Raw genomic sequence first — 22,764 nt, 5'->3', positions numbered from 1 at the left:
CGTGCTCTCGGGCTGTGCCGGTGTGGCCAACTGTGCTGTGGTGGCGCGTGTGGACCGGCAGGGTGAGCGCAGGCTCGTCGCCTACTTCGTTCCGGCGAACGCGGCACAGGCACCGGATGCGGGGGAGCTGCGGGAGGCGCTTGCGGGGTCGCTGCCCGACTACATGCTGCCCGCCGCCTACGTCCCCCTGGACAGCCTCCCGCTCACTCCGTCGGGCAAACTCGACGAACGCGCCCTGCCCGAACCCGAAACCACCCTCACCACCACCGGACGCGAACCCCGCACCCCCAACGAACACGTGCTCTGTGCCCTGTTCGCCGAGGTGCTCGACCTGCCCGCCGTCTCCGTCGACGACGACTTCTTCGCACTCGGCGGCCACTCGCTGATGGGCATCAAACTGGTCAACCGCATCCGCAGCGCCCTCAGCACCGAACTCAGCATCCGCACCCTGTACGAATCGCCGACCGTGGCCGCACTCGCCGGCGCGCTCGACGAGGCATCGGATGCGAGCACAAGGACCGCCATCGGTGCGGTGGAGCGGCCCGATGTGCTCCCGCTCTCCTTCGCCCAGCGCAGGCTCTGGTTCCTCAACCGCCTCGAAGGGCTCAGCGGTACGTACAACGTGCCCCTCGTCCTGCGCCTGACCGGCGGCCCCCTGGACCGCACGGCCCTGGAAGGCGCCCTGGCCGACCTGGTCGGCCGGCACGAGAGCCTGCGCACGGTCTTCCCCGAAACGGACGGAACGCCCCGGCAGGAGATACGCGACCCCCAGGCCGCAGCCGTGCCGCTGACCGTCGTGGACACCACCGAGGCCGAACTGCCCGCGAAACTCGCGGCACTCGCCACCCGCGGCTTCGACCTGACCACCCAACTGCCCATGCGCGCAACACTGTTCGTGCTCGGCGAGCACGAACACGTACTGACCCTGGTGCTCCACCACATCGCCACCGACGGCTGGTCCACCAGACCGCTGGTCAACGACCTCGCCACCGCCTACGCCGCACGCCGCACCGGCGCCGCCCCCGGCTGGGCGCCGCTGCCGGTCCAGTACGCCGACTACACCCTGTGGCAGCGCGAGCTCCTCGGCGACGAGCAGGACCCGCAGAGCCGGCTCAGCAAGCAGCTCGCCTTCTGGCGGCAGACCCTCGCCGGGCTCCCCGACGAACTGTCGCTGCCCACCGACAGGCCCCGCCCCGCGCTGGCCGGCTACCGGGGCCGCACCCTGGAGTTCGCACTCGACGCGGCCCTGCACGAGCGCCTGACCGCAATGGCCCGCTCCCGCGGCGTCAGCATGTTCATGGTCCTGCAGTCGGCGCTCGCCGTCCTGCTGACCAAGCTCGGCGCGGGCGACGACATCCCCATCGGCAGCCCCATCGCCGGCCGCACCGACGAGGCGCTCGAAGACCTCGTCGGGCTGTTCCTGAACACGCTGGTGCTGCGCACCGACACATCCGGCGACCCGACCTTCGGCAAGCTGCTGGACCAGGTCCGCAGGTCGGCCCTGGACGCCTACGCCCACCAGGACGTCCCCTTCGAGCGCCTCGTCGAGGCCGTCGACCCCGAACGCTCACCGGCCAGGCACCCGCTGTTCCAGGTCATGCTGATGGTCCAGAACATGACCGCCGCGCAGAACACCCTCGACGGGCTCCGGCTGCGCACCGACCAGGTCGACCTCGGCGCCGCCAAGTTCGACCTGAGCTTCGCCTTCGGCGAGCAGCAGGAAGGACCGACAGAGCCCGGAGCCCTGCTCGGAGTCGTCGAGTACAGCACCGACCTGTTCGACCGGGACACCGTCGACGCGCTGGCCCAGCGGCTGGTGCGGGTGCTGGAACAAGTCGCGGACCACACAGAACTGACCATCAGCCAGATCGATGTGCTGTCGCGGGCCGAGCGCGAGAACCTCCTCGTCGGATGGAACGACACCGCCCACCCGGTGCCCCCACGGCGCGTGCACGAGCTGTTCGCACAGCAGGCGGCCCGCACCCCCGGCAACACCGCGGTGCTCGCGGGCGGCACGGCACTGACCTACGCCCTGCTCGACGAGCGGGCCAACAGGCTCGCCGCCCTGCTCACCGCCAGGGGCGCGGCCCCCGAACGGCTGGTGGCCGTGGCCCTGCCGCGCTCCGCCGACCTGCTGGTGGCGCTGCTCGCCGTACTGAAGACCGGGGCCGCCTATCTGCCGCTCGACCCCGAGCACCCGCTGGACCGCATCGGCTACACCCTCCAGGACGCGGACCCGGCCCTGGTGCTGGTCACCCACGAGACCCAGGCACTGCTCGCCGGGAGCGACACGCCCCGGCTGGTGCTCGACGCCCCCGCCACCGGGCGGGAACTGGCCGCTGCCACCGCACAGGCACCCGAGGCCGTCGGCTCACCCGACAACCCCGCCTACGTCATCCACACCTCGGGCTCCACCGGCCGTCCCAAGGGCGTCATCGTCCCGCACGGTGCGCTGACCAACTTCCTGGACGACATGGGACGCCGCTTCGCCCTCACCCCCGAAAGCCGCCTCCTGGCCGTCACCACGGTGTCGTTCGACATCGCGGGCCTCGAGCTCTACCTGCCGCTGCTCTCCGGCGCCGCGGTGGTGATCGCGGACCGCGACACCGTGCGCGACCCGGCCGCACTGCTCGAACTGGCCGGGAAGACCGGGGCCGACACCGTCCAGGCGACCCCCTCGCTCTGGCAGGCCATGGTCACGGCGGCACCGGAACAACTGCGCGGCCTGCACGTGCTGACCGGCGGCGAAGCACTCCCCGAGAGCCTCGCCGACCAACTGCGGCGCCTCGCGCGGCAGGTGACGAACCTGTACGGCCCCACGGAGACCACCATCTGGTCCACCGCGGCCGACCTCACCGACACCCAGGGCGCGCCCTCCATCGGCGTACCCATCGGCAACACCCGCGTCTACGTCCTTGACGAGCGGCTCAACCCGGTCCCGGCCGGCGTGCCCGGCGAGCTGTACATCGCGGGCACCGGCGTCGTCCGCGGCTACCTGGGCAGGCCCGGCCTCACAGCCGAGCGGTTCACGGCGTGCCCGTTCGGCGCGCCCGGCGAGCGCATGTACCGCACGGGCGACATCGTCCGCAGGACCACCGACGGGCAGCTCCACTTCTCGGGCCGCTCCGACCACCAGGTGAAGGTGCGCGGCTTCCGCATCGAACTCGGCGAGATCGAGACCGCCCTGACCGGACACCCCTCGGTCGGCCGGGCCGTGGTGCTGGCCCGCACCGACCAGGGCGCGGCCGCCAGGCTGGTCGCCTACGCGGTACCGGCGGCCGGAGTCCCCGCGCCGCAAGCCGCCGACCTGGTCGCGCACCTGTCGGCGACGCTGCCCGAGTACATGGTGCCCTCCGCGTTCGTCACCCTGGACGAACTGCCGCTGACCCCCAACGGCAAACTCGACCGCAAGGCGCTGCCCGCCCCCGACTTCAGGGCCGCCGCCGACTCGCGGGCACCGCGCACCCCCCTGGAGAAGGACCTGTGCACGGTCTTCGCCGAGGTGCTGCGGATCGAGTCCGTCGGCATCGACGACAGCTTCTTCGAGCTCGGCGGCGACAGCATCGTCTCCACCCAGCTGGTCGCCAGGGCCCGCGCGGCCGGACTCGTGTTCGGCGTCAACGACGTCTTCGAGCACAGGACGGTCGCCGCGCTCGCACAGATCGCCGAGGTACTCGACGACAGCGCGATCCGCGAACCCGACCTGGGAACCGGCGAGTTCACACCGGCCCCCATCGCACACCGGCTGCGCGAGCAGGGCGGCGGGATCGACGGCTACAGCCAGCACATGCTCGTAACGACCCCGCCGGGACTGACCCTGCCGGCGCTCGGCGCCGTACTCCAGAGCGTCCACGACCGGCACGGCGCGCTCAGGGCCAGGCTCGGCGAGGGCGCCGACGGCAGGTGGCTGCTCGACGTGGCACCCGCGGGAGCGGTCGACGCCGCCGGCCGGCTGCTGCGGACCGACGCCACGGGCACCCAAGACGCCGGCCTCGTCGCGCTCATCGAGCGCAGCCTGGAGGACGCGCGCAGCCAACTCGCCCCACGCGAAGGGCAGATGCTGCGCGCCGTGTGGTTCGACGGGGGACTCGACCGGCCCGGAAGGCTCCTGCTCGTCGCCCACCACCTGGTGGTCGACGGCGTCTCCTGGCGGATCCTGCTGCACGACATCGCCGAGCTGTGGGCCGCTGCACAGGCGGGGCGCGCGCCGCAGCCGGTCCACCCGGGCACCTCGGTGCGCCGCTGGAGCGAGCACCTGGCCGCCGAGGTCCGCAAGCCCGAACGCAGGGCCGAACTCGCCCAGTGGGCCGACCTGTTGAGCGACGATGGGCTGAGCCTTGCCGGGCGACCCGTGGACCCGGAGTGCGACCTGGCGGGACCCGTCGCCACCGTGACGGCGACCCTGCCGGCCGACCGCACGGCAGCCCTGCTCACCCGGGTGCCCGAAACCTTCCACTGCGACGTCCAGGACGTCCTGCTCAGCGCACTGGCCATCGCACTGGTGGACCACTCCCGCAAGGCGGGCGGCGCCGCCACCTCCGTACTGGTGGACGTCGAGGGACACGGGCGCGACGAAACCGTCGGCGGCGCCGACCTCAGCGGCACCGTCGGCTGGTTCACCAGCCTGCACCCGGTGCGCCTGGACCCGGGCGCCACCGACTGGGCCGAACTCTGGTCGGGCGGACCCGTCCTGGGGCGCACCGTCAAGCGCATCAAGGAGCAGCTCCGCGCGGTGCCCGGCACCGGCATCGGCTACGGACTGCTGCGCCACCTCGACGCGGAGACGGGAGCGGAACTGGCCCGGCTCGCGACACCCCGGATCGGCTTCAACTACCTGGGCCGCGTCGCCGTCCCCGACCCGGACGGTGCCGGCACGGACTGGGAGATCGCACCGGAGGCCGCCGGTCTCAACCCCGGTGTGCACGACGGGCCGGGCACGCCCTACAGCCTGGAGCTCAACGCCGTCACCCTCGACCGCCCCAGCGGCCAGGAGCTCGTCGCGACCTGGTCCTACCCCTCGGGCGGACCGCTGTCCGAAGCGGAGACCCGCGAGATCGGCGAGGCATGGTTCCGTGCGCTGGACGCGCTGATCACCCATGTGGACCGCCCGGAGGCAGGCGGCCACACCCCGTCCGACCTCGCCCTGGCCGACCTCGACCAGGCCGAGATCGATCTGCTCGAGGGCGAGTGGTAGCAGCCGAACGACCCGTAAGCGGACCGCCGGAGAACTCAGGACTCGGAGACCACGATGGATTTCAGCCTCTTCTACTTCGCCAACAACGACACCGAGGAACAGGACCGCTACCGGCTGCTCCTGGACGGCGCCCGCTTCGCCGACGAGCAGGGCTTCACCGCCGTATGGACCCCCGAGCGGCACTTCCACCCCTTCGGCGGCAACTACCCCAACCCAGCCCTGACCAGCGCGGCCGTCGCCGCCGTGACCAAGAACGTCGCCGTGCGCGCCGGCAGTGTCGTAGCGCCCCTGCACCACCCCATGCGGATAGCCGAGGAGTGGTCGGTCGTCGACAACCTGTCGAACGGCAGGGCGGGCGTCGCGTTCGCATCGGGCTGGCACGCAGCCGACTTCGCACTGCGCCCGGAGAACTACGAGACCCGCAAGTCCGGGCTCATGGACACGGTCGACACCATCCGACGGCTGTGGAACAGGGAGCCGGTGAACCTGGTCGACGGCGCGGGCGAGCCCGTCGAGCTGACGATGTTCCCCCCGCCGGTCCAGAGCGAGCTGCCGATGTGGCTGACCAGCGGCGGCACCCCCGACACCTTCCGGCTGGCCGGTGAGCACGGCATGGGCATGCTGACCCATCTGCTCGGACAGGACATCGGCGTCCTCGCGCAGCGCATCGCCGAGTACCGCGCCTCCTACCGCGAGCACCACCCCGGATCCGAGAGCCGGGGCCATGTCGCCCTGATGCTGCACACCTTCGTCGGTACCGACCGCGAGGCGGTCAGGGAGACCGTGCGCGAGCCGTTCTCCCGCTACCTGGCCAGCTCCTTCGACCTGCTGGTGAAGGCGGCGGAGGCTGCCGGCGCCCAGGCCGAGGCCGCCACACGGGAGCTCAAGAGCATGGGCCCCGAGGACCGGAAGTTCCTCGTGGAGCAGGCGTTCGACCGGTACTTCGAGATCAGCGGCATGTTCGGCACCGTCGACGACTGCCTGGGCATGCTCAAGCAGCTGAGCGACGCGGGCGTCGACGAAGTCGCCTGCCTGGTGGACTTCGGCGTCGCCACCGACCAGGTCATCGGCGCCTTCGACCACCTCGCCGAGCTCCACGGCGCATGGCGCGCCCAGACGGAAGGCTGAGCGGCCCCGTATGAGTACCGCACCCCTGAGCCCCGCACCCGTGGGCACCGCCCCGATGGCGCAGACGATGACCCCCGCCTCGCTGCGCGAGGCGATGGCGCGCTTCGCGACCGGCGTCATCGTGCTGAGCGTGGGCGGCAAGAGCATCCACGGAATGACCGCGAACGCCTTCAGCTCGGTGTCGCTCGATCCGCCGACCGTCCTGTGCTGCGTCTCGCACAGTGCGGTGATGCACCAGGCGATCACCACCGAGCGCAGGTTCGCCGTCTCCGTCCTGGGAGCGCGGCAGGAGGGCCTCGCACGCCACTTCGCCGACAAGCGGCGGCCGCTGGGCGCCGAGCAGTTCAGCGGACTCGACTGGGAGCGCGGACCTTGCACCGGGGCACCCCTGCTCCGCGGCGCACTGGCCTGGCTGGAGTGCGAACTCACCGAGATCCACGTCTCGGGCGACCACTCCGTCTTCCTCGGGCGCGTGACGGCCTCCAGCAAGGGCACCGGCCGTTCCGGGCTGCTGTTCTTCGACGGCCAGTTCCAGCGCGTCGACTCGGAGTCCGCCGTGTGAGCGGACACCCGCACCGGGAGGGACCGCGGGGGCACCGCCACCGCGCGGCGGCCCCCGTCCGCCCCGGCTGATTCGAAGAAATGGAAATCGCCTGGTTCCCGTACTTCCCCGGGAAATACCGTCGGCCCTGACCGGATGGACGGGTCCGTCGCCGTGATGAGGAGTCTGATGGATATCGCAATCTCTGTAGCGGGTCTACGGAAGCGCTACGGCGACAACGAGGTGCTCAAGGGCATCGACCTGTCCGTCGAGGCGGGCACGGTCTATGGACTGCTCGGACCCAACGGCGCCGGCAAGACCACCGTCGTCAGGACGCTGGGCACCCTCCTCAAGCCGGATGACGGCACGGCTACGGTCGCGGGGTACGACGTGGTGCGTCAGGCGCACGAGGTGCGCAAGAACATCGGGCTCACCGGTCAGTACGCCGCCGTGGACGCACAGTTGACGGGCCGGGAGAACCTGGTGCTGATCGGCACCCTGCTCCACATGGGCCGGGCCAGGGCGCGCACCAGGGCCGACGAGATCCTGGAGATGTTCGACCTGACGGGAGCGGCCGACCGCCCCGTACGCACCTACTCCGGTGGCATGCGCCGCCGCCTCGACCTCGGGGCCAGCCTCACCGCGAGCCCGCCGGTCATCTTCCTGGACGAGCCCACCACCGGCCTCGACCCCATCAGCAGGAACGCCCTGTGGGACATGGTGCGCAAGCAGGTCGCCGAGGGCACCACGGTGCTGCTCACCACCCAGTACCTCGACGAGGCCGACCAGCTCGCCCACCGCGTCGCGGTCATCGACAAGGGCCGGATCGCCGCCGAGGGCACCCCCGACGAGCTCAAGCGCAAGGTCGGCGGGGAACGTCTGGAGATCGCGGTGGGCACCCCCGACGACGCCCCCGCCGCCCGGGCCGCGCTGGCCGCCGTCGGCTCGCCGGACACCGCGCAGCCGGTGGTCAGCGCGGACGGGCTGCGCGTCTCGGTGGCGCTGGAGAACGGCATCGCCGGAGTCGCCGCCGCGGCGACGGAGCTCCAGGCGGCCGCGGTCGAGGTCGTCGACTTCGTCGTGCGGCGCCCCTCGCTCGACGACGTGTTCCTGGAGCTGACCGGTCACAAGGCGGTTCCCGACGACACCACCAAGTCCGCCGACGACACCGAACCGGCACACGGCAAAACCGAGTTGAAGGCGGCACAGCGGTGAAGACCTACATACTCGGCGACTCCTACGCCCTGTTCGGCCGGCACATGCACCATCTGGTACGGATGCCGCAGCGGCTCCTCAGTGTCACGCTGATGCCGATCATGTTCGTGATCCTCTTCGGGTACCTGTTCGGCAGCTCGATGACACTGCCCTCGGGCGAATACCACGACTACATCATGGCGGGGATCTTCATCCAGGTGATGCTCGCCAGCGTCATCAACACCGGCGTGGGCGTCGCGGAGGACCTCAACAACGGCCTGGTGGACCGGTTCCGCTCGATGCCCATGTCCCAGGTCTCGGTGCTGCTCGGCCGGACCAGCTCCGACGTCGTCCTCAACTGCATCTCCTGTGCCGTGATGTCGGGCGTCGGCCTGATGATCGGCTGGCGCATCGACACCAATCCCATCAAGGCGCTCGAGGGCTTCCTGCTGCTGATCCTGCTCGGCTTCACCATGACCTGGCTCGGCTCCCTGGTGGGCCTGCTGATCCGCGAGCCGCAGGGCGTGAACGCGGTCGCGATGTTCATCACGATGCCGGCGTCGTTCCTCTCGGCCACGTTCTACCCGCTGGCCAACCTGCCGGGCTGGCTGCAGAGCATCGCACAGTGGAACCCGATGACCACGCTGGCCACGGCCCTGCGCGAACTGTGGGGCAACCCCACGGGCAACGTCGGCGACGTGCCGCTGCCGCTGCGGCACCCGGTGCTGTCCTCGGTGCTCATCCTGGGCGTGCTGCTGGTGATCCTGATCCCGCTGACCACGCGGGCCTACGAGCGCGCGGCCGCCAAAGTCTGACGCGGCAAGCCCCGCACCCCCGCGACCCGGCAGCCGCCTCCCCGGCCCGCCGGGCCGCAGTGCGTCCGCGACCCACCGGGGCCCGTCCCCGCCCCCGCCCCCGGCGCTCAGCCACGAGCAGGCACCGGCGGCGTGCGCCGGCTTCGGGGACGAGCAACTCGGCCGGTCCAGCATCCCGTCACTGGTGGACGAGATCGTCAGGGAGCAGCCGGACCTGCTGGAGGAGCAGTCCGAGCGCGACGAGGGGCGGCGCCGTCCCCCGCCCGGGGGACGGCGCCGCCCCTCGCTGTGCGGGCCGCAGCTGTCGTACGTGAAGAACCTGCACCGCCTTGTCCGGCGAACCCGGTCCCACCCCCGGTGTGGCCGGCCGTCGGATACGACGCGGCCAGGATCGCCCTGACCGGCCCACGTCCGGTGAAGGACTAGGACCGGCTGCTGCGGGCCGCCGCCGCGCCCGCGGGCCTGGACTCCCTGCCGGTGCCGGCGGAGCAGTCCTCCGGCGAAGGTGATCACCCACCACCTGCTCTCGATGGACCCGCCGGACCACACCCGGCTTCGCCTTCCCCCTGCCCGGCACCGTCCTGGGTGCGCTCCTGGGCGTGCCCTGGCCGACAAGGACCGCTTCGGACTCTGCGTCGACCTCGACCAGGCGAGCCCCGAGCAGCTGGCGATGGTGCGCGCCGACCGCTCCCTGGCGCCCGCGGCCGTCGACGAGTCCGCCCGCTACGAGACGACGGTGCACCTCACCATGCCGGCGGCCGCGGCGGAACCGCTGGAGATGGCCGCCGTACAGAGCGGAGAACGACTTCGTCATGGTCTCGACCGGTGCGGCCGGCCACGGCCCGGCGTACCGCACCGACCCGGACGGCCTCGACATCCACGGCAGGACGGCAGGCCACCTCGGCTACGGCCACGGCCTCCACCGCTGCCTCGGCGCCTCCCTCGGCAGCATCCGGGCCGAGGTCGTCCCCTCGACGCTGCTCGACCGCTACGAGCACATCGGGGCGGTGGCACCGGAAGAGATCACCCGCAAGCCCGTTCCCCGCACGCGTCCTCGAAGGGCTCCCGCTGTGCGTCGGGTGAGCGGAGCAGCCGTGTGCAGAGGCCCTGCCCGGGACCGTGGTCCCGGGCAGGGCCTCTGCCGCGTCCGGTGTGTCAGCGCGCCTGCGCCTTCTCGGTCAGTACCTCGTACGCGCTGCTGAGCGAGGTGACCCGCTGCAACTCCTGCTCCTTGAAGGGGAGTCCGTACGTCTGCTCCAGCACGACCACCACCTCGAGGGCCAGCAGCGAGTCGACCCCCAGGTCCGCGGTGAACGAGGCGTCGTCCGTGACGTCCGCGACGTCCACGTCGAGGACCCGGGCGATGACGCCGCGGAGCTCTTCCTTGTCCAGCTCGGTCGCGACGGTGGCGGTGTCCGCCTGAGTGCTCGTCATGTCGGTGTCCCGTTCTTGGTTCTTGGCGCAGGGATGGATGGACGGATGGTGCTCAGGTGGGGGGTGTGCACGGGAAAGTGCCCGCACTGCCGCAGCGGGCGGAACCGCGGACAGGACAGGTCGTCACACGGCACGCGGAAGGGCTCGGTGCGCAGCCCGGGCGCGGGCGGGTACGTCTCGTCGGGCCCGGGGCGGATCGGGCGTGCCGGGCGGACGCCGGCGGCACCAGGGCCGGGCGGCGGGCCACATGTCCGGCCCGACGATCACCGCTCTTCGAGCACGTGTGTGCCCCGACTCCTTCATGCCGCTTCCCCGTCCGGCTGGCGTGCGAAATCCGCGATTCCTGGCCCAATCAAAGAGCCGTGATTCCTGCCTGCTGAATCTGAGGTGATATTAGGTGACCGTTTCGGGGCGGGCAACCATCGTGATTTAAATGGCGGCACCCTGATTCAGGGTTTTCTCATCAGGGAATTCAATAAAGGCCGTCACGGTCCGTGGGCCGGTGTCCCCACAGTCCGCCGTATCGTGCGGAGTTGACCAGTTCTGGGGTCTACGCTCCGCGCCGGGGCCGTCCCGCCGGCCTCCGGTCCTCCCGGAGGATCGCACAGGTGCCGTATCGAAGGTTTCTGTGCGCTGCGGCGAATTACTGGAACATGATGTTCAAGATATTCGAGCGGACCGCCGGAATCAAATCTTTGCACTGTTGTTGTCGCATCCGCACCCCTTCGGACAGGCTGCGATCCGACGACTGTCCAGCGCAGTGCCCCTCATCCCTGAGGAGGAGCGCCGAGGGGGAGAGGTCCCCCGCGTGACTCCGGTTCCCGGACCGGCGAAGGAGGCACGGGGGCGGCACCGGGGAGCAGGCTTGGGCAGTGAGACCTCACACCCGCCATGAGCGCGGCGCACCTCTGGAGGACCTGGCGTGGCTACCACCCTGGAGCATCGGACCCTGCACGGCAGCCTCGCGGACGGGGTGCCCGCCTGGGCGCGGCGCGTGGCCTTCCTCATCCCCTTCACCGTGCTGCCGTCGGGCCTGTGGCGGATCGCCGGGATGACCTTCGGGCTTCCGGTCACCAAGGACATCGACGTCGGCAGGGGCGAGGTGCCCGGCTGGTTGCCGATGGAGGTCTACGCGGTCGTGCTGACCCTCTTCGCCGAGGCGGTGGCGTTCCTCGCGATCGGCCTGGTATCGACCTGGGGGGAGGTCTGGCCGCGCTGGATGCCGTTCGTGGGCGGCCGGCCCGTACGGCCGATGGCGGCGATCGTCCCCGCGGCACTGGGCGCGCTGGTCCTGACCGCACTGTGGACCACGGCGTTCGTCGCCATCCTGTCCGGCCACGGGGCGGACGGCTCCCAGCTGGGCGACGGCACCCTGCGCGGCATGCTGCTCCACCTGGTCGGCGCGCTCGACTGGCGGGCCGTGCTGTTCCTCGCGACCTATGTGCCGCTGATCGCCTGGGGCCCGCTGCTGGCGGCCGTCACCTACGCGTACGCGGTGCGCCGCAACGTACTGCCCCGCAGGAAAGCGGTCTGAGCACACAGGGTGGGGCGGGACTCCAGGAGTCCCGCCCCACCCTGTGCGTCCGGACACGGGCTCCCGGTCATCGCCTCACGCGGCGGCCACCGGCGTCCGATCGGCCGGCTCCGGCGCCCCGAGCGCCTCCCAGGGCCGGAACGCGAGCGTCAACTGGTGCACCGACATGACGGCTTCGTCGCCCACCCGGGTCTCGCCCCGGAAGAACAGCGCACCGCGCCAGACCCGCATGAGCCGCACCCGGTGCTCCAACACCGTCCCCGGCAGCACCGGCCGGTGGAACTCCATCTCGGTCGTGCCGCCGAGGACCATCACCCCTTCGGGCAGGTCCTCGTCCATGCTCGCCAGGAGCCCCGCGGCCTGTCCCCATGACTCGATCAGCAGGGTCGGCGGGTAGGCGAGCTGCTCGACGGAGGCGTCCTGCGGAATCCGCTCGTACCACGGCTCGTTGCCGGTGACCGCCTTCACGGCGACGAGCGACTCACCGGGGACGGCCTCCAGCACCCGGTCCACGAGCAGCATCGGCCGGCGGCGCGGAAGCAGCCGCCGGATCCCGTCCAGTTCGATCACAGCTGTGCCCCCGCGACATAGCGGAGGGACGCGAGGGCCGCGGGGCCGCGGGGGGTTCTCACCTCGGCCTGGCAGTCCCAGGCACCCTCGTCGCCCGGCACCGGTGCCCACGTCAGCCCGACGGTCAGCTCGTCGCCGGGGAAGGCCGCTCCGACGAAGCGGGCCCGGGCGATGGCGCGCAGGAACAGGCCCTTGCGCGGCAGGTTCGCCTCCGCGCCCAGGCGCACGTACTCCAGGACGGACACGCCGGGCAGGATCGGGAAGTCGGGGAAGTCGCGGGCGAGCAGCTGCTCGATCGAAGCGGTGTACGTGACGGTGGCCGACACCTCGTGGGGACCGGCTGCAGCGGTCACGGCGGACCGCGGGACGGGTGCCGCCGTACGCGGCTCGGCGAGGACCGCCGCACCCGGGGTCATGATGGGTCTCCGACCAGGGTCCTTGGCGATTGTGCCACCGCATCGGGAAACCGCAGTGCGGCATATTTCGGAGAAATGCATTCCGGCATTCTGGCCCTCCTCTGAAGTCAGGACTGCACATGAAAGGTGCACCGTGCGGCGGTGCACGGACAGTGCGCATCCAAGACTTCAAAACGGAACAACCGGCCGCCGCAAGCCGGAAGGAGGGCCAGCCGGCCGTCGATCAGGAGAAGGCTGACGATGCGGAAGGGCTGGACCGCCCCACGCCGCGGCGGATCACTGCCCGCGCCGCGGCCGGTGACCGCCGGCCACCACGCCCGCGGGCGCGTTCCCGGCCGCGCGGCGGCGCTTCCCGTACGCGACGGTCAGCACGGCCAGCATCGGCCCCCACAGGATCAGCGGTGTGTAGCAGATGTGGTACCAGACCTCCTGCCAGCCGCCGACCTGGTTCGGGAAGTCGTCGGGCAGGGCCTCGCCGCTGATCGTGGTGCCGTTCAACTCGGTGAGGAGCGTGAGCACACTCCACAGGAGCGTGAGGATGGTGGCCCCGATCGTGCCCAGGGTGACCGCCACACCCGTCGGGACCCGGCGGCCGTGCAGGAACGGGACCCAGCGCGGGAACACTTCGCCCCATCCGGCGATCAGGCCGACCGCGGCGAACGCCGCGGCTTCGGACACCACCGACAGGAAGATGACGTAGAGGTCGCCGGGCGAGAATCCGTCGTGGAACGCGGCGGGGAACCGCCAGATGGTGGAGGGCAGCACCACCAGGGGCACCGCGTAGGCGAGCAGTTGCGTCCACCGGGAGACCCCGGCAACGGGCTCGTGGGCCGCCCGCCATGCGGCACGAAACCGTCCGGGCCGCGCAGCGGCGGGGTCTTCGACGTACTGAAGCGACTGCATGCGTGGTCCTCGGCTCTGACGGGCCGGCGGTCGGCCCCCTCATAACCGAAGATCGCATCCGGCGGGACGCCGGACATCGATCAGTGGGTTGAACCGGCTCCCCCGTGCGGCGGACGGGGCGGTCCGCCCCAGGGATGCGACCATAACCGCTCCACCCGTCACCGGCCGTCGCGCACGTCCACACCCTGGACAACGGGAGCACGCGGAGGGTTTCGTCGCAGCGGCTTCGTCCGTGACAGCAGAAAGCCCCGGACGAATGAACATCCGGGGATTTCTGCTGCGTATATTTGATATCTCGTGGCTTCATTCAAAAGAAGTCACGGGGAAGCTCAACATTTACGTCGGGTTCCACCACTTTGTCATCCGAGTTGAAGCAGAGTGCTGCTCGAACCGGCACGGTCGAGGGGCAGGCCGGATAACTGGAATGAGTTTTGAAGGCGCACGTCGGGGGACATGAGGATCGGCCACCGGCTCGGCAAGAAAGCTGTGCCAGGGCTCTGCTTCTGCGACAGCACTGCGCTCCACGGCACAGGGGGAGTCGTCGGAGGCCACGATGATGCCGGCCATCAAGCCCGGCGGAGCCGCAGGGCAGGCCGAACGATTCAAGCAGTCGTGCCGAAGCTTGCCGTCTCCAGGGACAAGTAGAAGCCAGCGATTGCCCTGAGTCCTCACAAGGTGTCACGCCCGGCTGCGGCATGCGGATCGCGCGGATCAGACAGGCGCGCGGTCGGCACTGGCGCTGGCGTCAATGCTGGCGAGTGCATCCCGCCACCGCTCGCGCCATGCCCTGCGACTGTGATCGTTCACCATCGCCGCATCAACACGGTCGTCCGTTGCCAAGGGCCACAGCGGGTCATCCAGAGCGGTCGAGACCTTCCGGACCTCCTTGCGCAGTGCCTTCTTCGTCAGGGCGCCGCCGTGCACCAGGTAGGACCGCAGGTTATAGATCGCGCCCACATCGTTGAAGATCTGCTCGGCCGGATCGTCAGGGGTTGAGAGCCTTGCCGGCAGGGGCTCCGAACCCAGGCCCTGCACCTCGGAAGCGGATCACTGTGGGCTTGAGGTCGCGTACCAGGCGAGACTCCCCTCGGATCTCTGCCATCGACTCGCTGATCCCGGGCTTCAGTAACCTGACCAGCAGCAAGAACCGCTCGATCCGCGCAGACAGCGGATCAGCAAGCTCGTGTGGCTTCGGGCCACTGCCTCGCGCGATGATCACACTCTCCGGCGGTGCGAACCCGAACGGCCAGTCTCTTTCGTAGGCGCTTGAGGCCCCCGGAATCGCTTCGGAGATGATGCGTTGGATTTCGGTGGCGGTCCGCCGTCCGAGGCCAAGGCTCTGCTGCCTCCGGAGGGGACGGCGGGTCCCGCGCGAACCGCTCACCGGACGTGTGTCTGGCTGCCTGGCCACCCGGATGGGCGCGACGCCGCCGGGCAGCCGGAAGCCGGCGGCCACTTCGTGTGGTCGACGTGTCCGTCATCGTCTGACAAACGCCCGCACGGCGGGAGGCCGGGCCGGGCGGTCGAAGAACGGCGGCGGTGCGTTTCGGCGTTGCGCCCCGCCGCCGTCACCGGCCCCGTGTGGCGGCCGGTTCCGGGGGCACCGCCTCCCGCGGTGGCCCCGGAGTCGGGAGGGTCGCTCAGCTGGGGAGAGCCCACTTCTGGTTGGCGCCGGTGTGGCAGGTCCACAGGTGGAGCTTGGTGCCGTCGGCCGACGAGACACCGGACGCGTCCAGGCACTTGCCCGACTGCGGGTTCTTCAGCGTGCCGTCGGTCTGCGGCACCCATTTCTGGGCGCCGGTGTTGTTGCACCCGTAGAGCTGCACCTTGGTGCCGTCGGCTGTGCCGCTGCCGCTGACGTCCATGCACTTGCCCAGGGCGCGCAGCGTGTCGTCCGTGCCGACCGTCCACTTCTGGCCGGCCGACTGGTTGCACGTCCACAGCTGGATCTGTGTGCCGTCGGCGCTCGACCCGCCTGCGACGTCGACGCACTTGGCGCCGATGCCGGTGACAGCGCCTTCCCGGGGTCCGGTCGTGCCGCCGAGCTCCTTGATGCGGATGTTGCGGAAGGACACGTCGTCGCCCTCGCCGTGGTTCTGCAGGCCGATGTGCCCCTGCTGGAGGCTGCGGGCGGGCTCGGTGTTGGTGAAGTCGTTGATCTTGCGGCCGTTGAGGAAGAGCTGGAGGCGCTCGCCCTCGACCCGGATCTCATACGTGTTCCATTCGCCCGGCGGGTTGAGGGCGGCGTCCCGGGCGGCGAGGTCGGCGGACTTGAACCCGTAGACGGAGCCGGTGGTGCGGTCGGGGGTGTCGGTGGCGTCGATCTGGATCTCGTACCCGTTGTTGACGGCCGACCACGGGTCGTCGGAGGCCGGGAAGCCCACGAAGACACCGGAGTTGTCGTCACCGGCCTGGCGCCAGTCGAGCTTCAGGGAGTAGGACTTGTACTCCTTCGCCTGGTACCAGAACAGGCCGAGGCCGCCCCGGGAGGTCAGGGTGTTGTCGGCGTTGGCGAAGGAGCCCGGACCGGCCTGCTTCCAGCCGGTGGTCCCGGAGGTGCCGAACAGGGTGGTGTAGCCGGTCTCCGGGCGGCAGTCGGCCTCCGTCATCTCCGCGGCCCAGCGGATGCCGCCGAGCAGATGGCGGCGGAAGACGGGGTCGGCGTAGGAGTCCTCGGTGTGGCCGCCGCCGGTGTAGAAGGCGCGCCCTCCTTCGTAGTCCTTGCACCAGGCGATGGGGTGGTCGCCGCCCATGGTGCCGCCGCTGTAGGTGGACTCGTCGAGCGAGGCCAGGACGTGGGCCGACGTGCGGGGGTTGGTGCGGTAGTCGTACCACTCGTCGGTCCGCTGCCAGGTGGAGCCGAGGTGGGCGGTGGCGTCGTGGGCGCGGTCCTCGACCTTCACGGTGGCCGGCTGGATGTGCGGGTGGGACTTGAACAGGGCGCCGGCCAGGCCGCTGTACCAGGTCCAGTCGTACTCGGTGTCGGCCGCCGCGTGGATCCCGACGTAACCGCCGCCTGCCTCGATGTACCCCTCGAAGGCGCTCTGCTGGGCGGAGTTGAGGACGTCTCCGGTGGTGGAGAGGAAGACGACGGCCTCGTAGCCGCTGAGGTTGGCGGGGGTGAAGGCGGCGGCGTCCTCGGTCGCGGTGACGGTGAAGTTGTTGGCGGTGCCCAGCTGGCGCAGGGCGGTGATGCCTTCGTCGATGGAGGAGTGGCGGAAGCCGGCGGTCCTGGAGAAGACCAGCACGTCGTACGCCGGGTCGGCGGCGGCCGCGCGGGCAGGGGTGGCCGCCGCCGCGCGGACGGGGGCGGCCGGGGCCGGTTCGGAGGCGGTGGAGACCGCGGTGGGCAGGACGGCGGCGCCGAGCAGGCCGCAGGCGGCCCAGCTGGCGAGGCGGGTGAGTCGTCGGCTCATGTCAGGGTCCACTTCTGGTTGGCGCCGGTGTGGCAGGTCCACAGGTGGAGCTTGGTGCCGTCCGCCGAGGCGGCTCCGGAGGCGTCCAGGCACTTGCCGGACGCCGGGTTCTTCAACGTTCCGTCGGCCTGTGCCACCCACTTCTGGGCGCCCGTGCCGTTGCACCCGTACAGCTGGATCTTCGTGCCGTCGGCCGTTCCGGCGCCGCTGATGTCCAGGCACTTGCCGAGCGCGCGCAGCGTGTCGTCGGTGCCGGCCGTCCACTTCTGCGCGGCGCTCTGGTTGCAGGTCCACAACTGGATCTGTGTCCCGTCGGCGCTCGCTCCGCCGGCGGCCTCCGCGCACTTGCCGCCGATGCCCTTGAGCTCACCGCCGGGCGCGGTGGCTCCGCTGGTGGTGAAGGTGAAGTCGTCGAGGTCGAAGAGGGAGCCGCTGCCGCCCTTGAAGACGAGGTACAGGGTGGTGGTGCCTGCCGGGCGGTTGGTCAGGTCCGCGCTCACGTCCCGGAAGGTCTCCCAGCCGCCGGTGACGGGGACCGCGGCCGAGCCGAGCAGGGTGCCGGTGGGTGAGCCGGCCCGTACCTCCAGCGTGCCTCCGGCGCCGCCGGAGGAGACCCGGGCGGTCAGTTTGGTGGCGTTGCCCAGGATGTAGGGGGTGAAGGAGATCCAGTCGTTGTTGTCGATGTAGCCGACGGTCTTGCCGCCGTTCGCCGTGGCCTTGTCGACGATCTGGATGCCGGCGGAGCCGCCGAAGTGCTCGGCCTGCCGCTTGCTGCCCTGGCTGACGTTCTGGTCGTGCGTGGTCAGGGCGGGCTGCCCATTGGCTCCCTTGTCGGTGTACTCGGCGTCCCAGACGCCGAAGATGTTGGCGTTGGGGTCGTGCTCTCCGTCGGCGATGGTCTGTACGGTGCCGGAGCAGCCGGTGGCGGAGGTCTGCGGGTGGCCGTGGCTGTCATGGCCGATGATGAAGGTGACCTTCACCTTCGAGCAGTCGATCGTGCCGTCCTCGGGGTCGGTGACGGTGACGGTGAAGGGTACGGCGGCGCCCGGGTCGATGATGGAGCCGTCGGCGGGAAGGCTGAGGGTGACGGTGGGCGCGGTGTTGCCGACGGTGATGACGACGGAGGCGGTGGCGGTGTTGCCGGTGCCGTCGGAGACGGTCAGTTCGGCGGTGTAGCGGCCGTTGGCGGTGTAGGTGTGCGAGGGGTTCGCGGCCGTGGAGGTGGCCCCGTCACCGAATTTCCAGGCGTACGTGAGCGGGTCGCCGTCGGGGTCGGAGGTCCCGGCCGAGGAGAACGCCACCGCGAGGGGCGCCTGGCCGGAGGTGCGGTTGGCGGTGGCCCTGGCGAGCGGGGCGCGGCCGTCGGTGACGTACTCGATGCGGTAGACCGCGCTGTTGGCGTCCCCGTTGAAGTAGCCGGTGCCGTAGTCCAGGACGTACAGCGCGCCGTCCGGGCCGAAGGCCATGTCCATGACCTGGGTGCCCTGCCAGGGGAACGCGTTGATCGTCTGCACGGCGCCGTCGGAGCCCTGCTCGATCCGCTTGATCCACCGGCGGCCGAACTCGCCGGCGAAGTAGTCGCCGTCGAAGCTCTGCGGGAACTTGACCGTGGAGGCCGAGGCCGCGTCGTAGCGGTAGACGGGCCCGCCCATGGGCGACTCGGAGCCGCCGCCGAACTCGGGGACGGAGCCCCCGTCGTACGGTATCCAGGCGGGCTGGGCCGGGGGCAGGTCGGTCAGGCCGGTGTTGTTCGGCGAGGTGTTCTTCGGTGCGGTGCAGGAGAAGGCGGCGCCCGATGTGGAGGTGGCGAAGTTGTAGTCCACGTAGGCGTTGTTCTCGCCGGTGCAGTAGGGCCACCCGAAGTTGCCGGCCTTGGTGATCCGGTTGAACTCGACCTGTCCGGCGGGTCCGCGTCCCGCGTTCGCCGTGCCCGCGTCGGGGCCGTAGTCGCCGAGGTAGACGGTGCCGGTGGGCTTGTCGACGCTCATCCGGAAGGGGTTGCGGAAGCCCATGGCGTAGATCTCCGGCTTGGTCCTCGCGGTTCCGGGCGCGAAGAGGTTGCCGGAGGGGATGGTGTAGTTCCCGTCGGCGCCGACCTTGATCCGCAGCACCTTGCCGCGCAGGTCGTTGGTGTTGCCGGAGGAGCGCTGGGCGTCGTACGCGGGGTTGCGGTTGGCGCGCTCGTCGATGGGGGTGTAGCCGTCGGACGCGAAGGGGTTGCTGTCGTCTCCGGTGGAGAGGTACAGGTTGCCCTGGGCGTCGAAGTCGATGTCACCGCCGACGTGGCAGCACAGTCCGCGGCTCGCGGGGACGTCGAGGACCTTCTTCTCGCTGGCGGTGTCGAGCGTGCCGTCGGTCCTGAGGGAGAACCGCGACAGCCGGTTGACTCCGTCGAAGGGGGCGAAGTCCGTCGCGGAGCCGGTGGCGGGTGCGTCGCCGGATGGAGTGGTCAGCTTCGGCGCGTAGTAGAGGTAGACGAAACGGTTGGCGGTGAAGCCGGGGTCCACGCCCACGCCTTGGAGGCCCTCCTCGTCGTGCGAGTAGACGTCCAGTTTCCCGGCGACCTTGGTGGTGCCGGCGGCGTCGGTGACGCGCAGGGTGCCGTCCCGTGAGGTGTGCAGGACGGACCGGTCGGGCAGGACGGCGAGGGTCATGGGCTCGCCGGTCTCGGCCACCCCCTTGGCGAGGGTGACCTGCTGGAACTCGTCGGCCGCGACGCGCGTCACGGGTTCGGGGGCCGCTGCGGCAGGTCTCTGCTGGGCGGTCAGGGCACCCGCGGCGGCGAGCAAGGTGCAGGCGAGCGCCGCGAGGGGTCTGGTGAGTCTCCTGTGCACGCGCATCCTCCGTGTGATGACGGGGTGAGGTCTGGAGCACAGGCGCGCGCCGTCGCGCCGCGGACATGGGTGCCCCCGGGGGGAGGAAGGGGCACCCGGTCCTTTGCCGTTCGGTACAGAGCAGGAAGGTAATGGCTTTTTCGCGGACCAGAAAGCCCTTTGACGTACCTGGCCTCATCTTTCTCTACTGGGGGGACAAAGTTGCTGGTTGGGCTTCCGGTCGAGCTCCGCAGACGGGGCCGGTGCGGCTGCTCCCGAAGCCATGGCGCCGGTTACCACCGCCGGCCGTGGGGCCGCCCCCGTACCGTCCGGTGGAACACCAACCTGACCTGCGGTGAAGGGAATTGGTCCAGACGAACACCTTGACGGACCTCCGGCGCACTCCTTAAATCGTTATCGCCAACTGTTGAACACCGCTTCCCCCCGGGATCCCTGGATCACTTCATTTCGTGTTCGTACGTGACTGCTGGCGCACTCCGCTATGTCATGCGCGCGTCAGCCAGCTGGCCCCCCGCTCTCCTCCCCACACCCCCACGAAGCGATGTGATGCCCCGTGCGCACGCCTTGGCGCCACAGATCCCTGACCTGGCTGGCGGCAGCCGCCGTTCTCGGCCTCGCCTCCCTCAGCCCGACCACCGTGCAGGCCGCCCCCGCCCCGGCCCCGGTCTCCGCCGATGCCACCCCCCTCGCCGTGACCTTCGACGAGAACTTCGACGGACCCGCCGGCTCCGGCGTCAACGGCTCCAGGTGGCAGCTGGAGACCGGCGACAACGTCAACAACCACGAGCGGCAGTACTACACCTCGGGCACGAACAACGCCGCACTCGACGGCCAGGGCAATCTCGTCATCACGGCGAAGAAGGAGAACCCGGCCAACTACAACTGCTGGTACGGCCGGTGCGAGTACACCTCGGCCCGGCTCAACACGGCCGGGAAGTTCACCACCCAGTACGGGCGCGTCGAGGCCCGCATGAAGCTCCCGCGCGGCCAGGGCATCTGGCCCGCCTTCTGGATGCTCGGCAACGACATGGGCAACATCGGCTGGCCCGCCGCGGGCGAGATCGACATCATGGAGAACGTCGGCTTCGAGCCGGGCACCGTGCACGGCACACTCCACGGGCCGGGCTACTCCGGCTCCGGCGGTATCGGCGCGGGATACACCCTGCCGGGCGGCGCGGCCTTCGCGGACAACTTCCACACCTTCGCCATCGACTGGAGCCCCAACTCCATCAGATGGTCGGTGGACGGGAACGTCTACCAGACCCGCACCCCCGCCGACCTCGGCGGCCGGCAGTGGGTCTTCAACAAGCCCTTCTTCATGATCCTGAACCTCGCGGTCGGCGGCTACTGGCCCGGCGACCCCGACGGCTCCACCCGCTTCCCGCAGCAGCTCGTCGTCGACTACGTGCGCGTGAGCACCGACGGCGGCACCAACCCGCCGGCCGGCCGGACCATCCGGGGCATCGGCGGGAAGTGCCTCGACGTGGCGGGCGCCAGCTCCGCCAACGGCACCGCCGTACAGCTCTACGACTGCAACGGCACCGCGGCCCAGCAGTGGGACGTACGCTCCGACGGCACCGTCCGGGCCCTCGGCAAGTGCCTCGACGTGACCGGCAACAGCACCGCGAACGGAGCACAGCTCCAGCTCTGGGACTGCAGTGCCGGCCCGAACCAGCGATGGACCGTCACCGGCGCCCGCGACATCGTCAACCCACAGGCGGACAAGTGCATGGACGCCACCGGCAGCTCCTCGGCCAACGGCACCCGCGCCCAGCTGTGGACCTGCACCGGGGCCGCCAACCAGAAGTGGACGCTCGCCTGAACAGCCCCGCCGCACCCATGGCGAACGGCCCCCGCACGGGCTGACCATGGGACGCACCGCATACGCGCCCGGGACCGCGAACACGGTCCCGGGCGCGTACATGAACGTGCCCGGCTCGGGGCCGAGCTGTAGCCGATCAACAGTCCCGGGACAGCCATGCGGAGTACGTACGCGCAACTGATGGTGGCGAGTGGCACGGGATCGCCGAGACACCTGAGCGCCGTAAGTGCCGAGAAGCGAGGTTCTGGGATCGCGTCGACCGCACAGCTGGAGTGAACGCCTGCTGGCCCTTCAATGGTGTCAAGGGCAACAGGTACGGACACACCGCTGCTGGCCAAGCCATGACCGGCTCGGTGAGCGCACATGTTGTGGCCTTCACCCCAGCGGACTACAGCAAGCCCTGCTGGTCAGCACGTTGCTCAGACACCTGTGCGACTTCAAGTCCTGTTGTCATCCCGCCCACCTGCTCCCCGGGACAAAGAGCGAGAAAAATCGAGACACTCGGGTCGGCCGCAAGAAGGCCGCACTGGGGCGAAGAAGGTTACAGAGCCGGTCATGCCTCCACCAGCCGGATGGGGGATCTCGACGGGAGATCTCGCCGAACTGGACCGCGAGGCCCGTGTATCGGAGCTCTGGGCTTGGATCGATCAGAGGGGCGGAGACGACGGTTGTTGGCCCTGGACGGCGAAGACGCGCAACCACTTCGGATACGGACAGCTCAGGTGGGAGAGCGTCCAGGCAGCCCTGGCACATCGCATCGCCTACGCGCTCTCCCGAGGGGCGACGTACAAGGAACCGAGCAGCTGGTGGTTGACGATGCCGCCGTACTTCGCACCTGGCGCGTGCTGGAGCTGATGCGGCTGGTCTTACTGATGGTTTCAGAATGAGGTCGCGAGGCGTATGGGGCGCCGCCGGATGAGGCGAGAGCCTGCCCGGTCTGCCCCGTGCAGTTCTGTCTCGCGG

General features: G+C 70.4%; 14 protein-coding genes. 7 read left to right on the top strand and 7 right to left on the bottom strand.

What is annotated here, in order from left to right; all coding sequences use genetic code 11:
• Position 1 precedes the first annotated feature (1 nt).
• From ACIQRW_RS38200 to ACIQRW_RS38180, 5 genes are all read left to right on the top strand, one after another.
• Positions 2-5,194, top strand: a complete 5,193-nt coding sequence (locus tag ACIQRW_RS38200; protein WP_403769954.1) for an amino acid adenylation domain-containing protein — start codon at positions 2-4, stop codon at positions 5,192-5,194.
• Between the two features lie 54 nt (positions 5,195-5,248).
• Positions 5,249-6,322 carry a MupA/Atu3671 family FMN-dependent luciferase-like monooxygenase gene (locus ACIQRW_RS38195; protein ID WP_403769952.1) on the top strand — a complete coding sequence of 358 codons (1,074 nt, stop codon included), beginning with the start codon at positions 5,249-5,251 and terminating at the stop codon, positions 6,320-6,322.
• A 10-nt stretch (positions 6,323-6,332) separates the two neighbouring features.
• Positions 6,333-6,884, top strand: a complete 552-nt coding sequence (locus ACIQRW_RS38190; protein ID WP_403769950.1) for a flavin reductase family protein — start codon at positions 6,333-6,335, stop codon at positions 6,882-6,884.
• Between the two features lie 168 nt (positions 6,885-7,052).
• Positions 7,053-8,078 (top strand): ATP-binding cassette domain-containing protein, encoded by a 1,026-nt coding sequence (locus ACIQRW_RS38185; protein ID WP_403769948.1) that lies wholly within the window; start codon positions 7,053-7,055, stop codon positions 8,076-8,078.
• On the top strand, positions 8,075-8,872 hold the full coding sequence (locus tag ACIQRW_RS38180) for an ABC transporter permease (RefSeq protein WP_403769946.1): 798 nt from the start codon (positions 8,075-8,077) through the stop codon (positions 8,870-8,872). Before ACIQRW_RS38185 ends, ACIQRW_RS38180 begins: the two co-directional genes overlap by 4 nt.
• A gap of 1,155 nt (positions 8,873-10,027) precedes the next feature.
• Here ACIQRW_RS38180 and ACIQRW_RS38175 read toward each other — a convergent pair.
• On the bottom strand, positions 10,028-10,306 hold the full coding sequence (locus ACIQRW_RS38175) for a phosphopantetheine-binding protein (protein WP_403769944.1): 279 nt from the start codon (positions 10,304-10,306) through the stop codon (positions 10,028-10,030).
• Positions 10,307-11,228: 922 nt separating this feature from the next.
• On the opposite strand from ACIQRW_RS38175, the gene ACIQRW_RS38170 reads away from it, so the two are divergent.
• Entirely contained in the window at positions 11,229-11,840 is a 612-nt protein-coding gene (locus ACIQRW_RS38170) for a hypothetical protein (RefSeq protein WP_403769942.1), read from the top strand.
• Between the two features lie 75 nt (positions 11,841-11,915).
• On the opposite strand, the gene ACIQRW_RS38165 is transcribed toward ACIQRW_RS38170, so the two are convergent.
• The 6 genes from ACIQRW_RS38165 to ACIQRW_RS38140 form a co-directional block, all read right to left on the bottom strand.
• Positions 11,916-12,410, bottom strand: coding sequence for a 3-hydroxyacyl-ACP dehydratase FabZ family protein (locus ACIQRW_RS38165; protein ID WP_403769940.1), 495 nt, complete (start codon positions 12,408-12,410; stop codon positions 11,916-11,918).
• Complete coding sequence (locus tag ACIQRW_RS38160; protein WP_403769938.1) at positions 12,407-12,826, bottom strand: hypothetical protein; 420 nt, start codon at positions 12,824-12,826, stop codon at positions 12,407-12,409. Before ACIQRW_RS38160 ends, ACIQRW_RS38165 begins: the two co-directional genes overlap by 4 nt.
• A 276-nt stretch (positions 12,827-13,102) precedes the next feature.
• Positions 13,103-13,729: a hypothetical protein gene (locus tag ACIQRW_RS38155; protein ID WP_403769936.1), complete on the bottom strand. Its 627-nt coding sequence runs from the start codon at positions 13,727-13,729 to the stop codon at positions 13,103-13,105.
• 711 nt (positions 13,730-14,440) lie between these two features.
• Complete coding sequence (locus ACIQRW_RS38150; protein ID WP_403769934.1) at positions 14,441-14,764, bottom strand: hypothetical protein; 324 nt, start codon at positions 14,762-14,764, stop codon at positions 14,441-14,443.
• Positions 14,765-15,369: 605 nt separating this feature from the next.
• The gene (locus ACIQRW_RS38145; RefSeq protein WP_403769932.1) at positions 15,370-17,145 is read right to left on the bottom strand and encodes a ThuA domain-containing protein; all 1,776 of its coding nucleotides are present in this window, start codon (positions 17,143-17,145) and stop codon (positions 15,370-15,372) included.
• Positions 17,142-19,979 (bottom strand): PQQ-dependent sugar dehydrogenase, encoded by a 2,838-nt coding sequence (locus tag ACIQRW_RS38140; RefSeq protein WP_403769930.1) that lies wholly within the window; start codon positions 19,977-19,979, stop codon positions 17,142-17,144. The genes ACIQRW_RS38145 and ACIQRW_RS38140 overlap by 4 nt, the downstream gene beginning before the upstream one ends.
• 553 nt (positions 19,980-20,532) lie before the next feature.
• On the opposite strand from ACIQRW_RS38140, the gene ACIQRW_RS38135 reads away from it, so the two are divergent.
• Positions 20,533-21,801, top strand: coding sequence for an RICIN domain-containing protein (locus ACIQRW_RS38135; protein WP_403769928.1), 1,269 nt, complete (start codon positions 20,533-20,535; stop codon positions 21,799-21,801).
• Positions 21,802-22,764 lie beyond the last annotated feature (963 nt).

Origin of the sequence: Streptomyces sp. NPDC091287 (assembly GCF_044768525.1) — a bacterium.
GTDB lineage: Bacteria > Actinomycetota > Actinomycetes > Streptomycetales > Streptomycetaceae > Streptomyces.
This window is presented reverse-complemented; position numbering and strand designations above follow the sequence as displayed.

Excerpts from the sequence above, each read along its gene's own strand:
- ACIQRW_RS38195 (WP_403769952.1), top strand. The coding sequence starts at position 5,249 with ATGGATTTCAGCCTCTTCTACTTCGCCAACAACGACACCGAGGAACAG.
- ACIQRW_RS38190 (WP_403769950.1), top strand. The coding sequence starts at position 6,333 with ATGAGTACCGCACCCCTGAGCCCCGCACCCGTGGGCACCGCCCCGATG.
- ACIQRW_RS38185 (WP_403769948.1), top strand. The coding sequence starts at position 7,053 with ATGGATATCGCAATCTCTGTAGCGGGTCTACGGAAGCGCTACGGCGAC.
- ACIQRW_RS38175 (WP_403769944.1), bottom strand. The coding sequence starts at position 10,306 with ATGACGAGCACTCAGGCGGACACCGCCACCGTCGCGACCGAGCTGGAC.
- ACIQRW_RS38160 (WP_403769938.1), bottom strand. The coding sequence starts at position 12,826 with ATGACCCCGGGTGCGGCGGTCCTCGCCGAGCCGCGTACGGCGGCACCC.
- ACIQRW_RS38155 (WP_403769936.1), bottom strand. The coding sequence starts at position 13,729 with ATGCAGTCGCTTCAGTACGTCGAAGACCCCGCCGCTGCGCGGCCCGGA.
- ACIQRW_RS38145 (WP_403769932.1), bottom strand. The coding sequence starts at position 17,145 with ATGAGCCGACGACTCACCCGCCTCGCCAGCTGGGCCGCCTGCGGCCTG.